The sequence below is a fragment of the Mycobacterium hackensackense genome, assembly GCF_025822555.1.
Taxonomy (GTDB): Bacteria; Actinomycetota; Actinomycetes; order Mycobacteriales; family Mycobacteriaceae; genus Mycobacterium; species Mycobacterium fluoranthenivorans.
In genome coordinates, this window is sequence record NZ_JACKUC010000010.1 from 1 (window position 1) to 714 (window position 714).

A 714-nucleotide genomic window follows, 5' to 3' on the forward strand; every position below is an offset into this window, starting at 1 on the left:
CCGTAGGCTTCGCCGTGGTTGCGGACGGACCCGCGACGAGCAGACCTCTCAAACTGGTCGGGATCGCCGACGTCGTCGATGTGTTCGCCACACTTGACGAAGCTCTCAGCGCGCTGACGACATAAAACGGACGACGATCGGGTAGCCAGCAGTCGATATGACAGACCCAGCGCAGTCAGGTGCCCGCTTTACGCGAATCGGCGTAACGGCGGTGCCCGAGCGCGCGGCCGTTGTGCGCCAAGAGTTCTCGGACTGGTTGCACCAACAGCTCAGGGTGGACGCCACGAAAGCGAGCGATATCGTGCTCGCCGTCAACGAGGCCTTGGCCAACGCCGCGGAATTCGCCTACCTCGACGCCACCCCCGGAGTGATGCACCTCGAGGCGGACCACGATCGACGACTGGAGACACTGACCGTGGCGATCTCCGATGAGGGTTCGTGGCGGATCAAAGATCCCAGCATCGTCAATCCTGCTCGCGGACGCGGCATCCCGTTGATGCACGCGCTGGCCGACCGGGCCGATATCGATCCGGATCCAGCCGGGACCCGGGTGCGCTTGCAGTGGGACCACATCGGCGCATTGACCGGCGGCCGGTCCGATGTCACAACTGCGGCAGCCGGACCACCTGAACGAAGAACTCATCGATCTGCCGAACCGCATTCATGAACTGATCGAGATCAACAGGTTTGGTGACATAGGCATTGGCGTGCAGC

General features: G+C 63.0%; 3 pseudogenes. 2 read left to right on the top strand and 1 reads right to left on the bottom strand.

Annotated elements, in window-relative coordinates:
• A pseudogene (locus H7J86_RS00055) lies at positions 1–125 on the top strand (anti-anti-sigma factor); the annotation flags it as partial.
• A 32-nt stretch (positions 126–157) separates the two neighbouring features.
• Positions 158–553 (top strand): annotated as a pseudogene (locus H7J86_RS00060) (ATP-binding protein); the annotation flags it as partial.
• A 49-nt stretch (positions 554–602) separates the two neighbouring features.
• Here H7J86_RS00060 and H7J86_RS33155 read toward each other — a convergent pair.
• A pseudogene (locus H7J86_RS33155) lies at positions 603–714 on the bottom strand (response regulator); the annotation flags it as partial.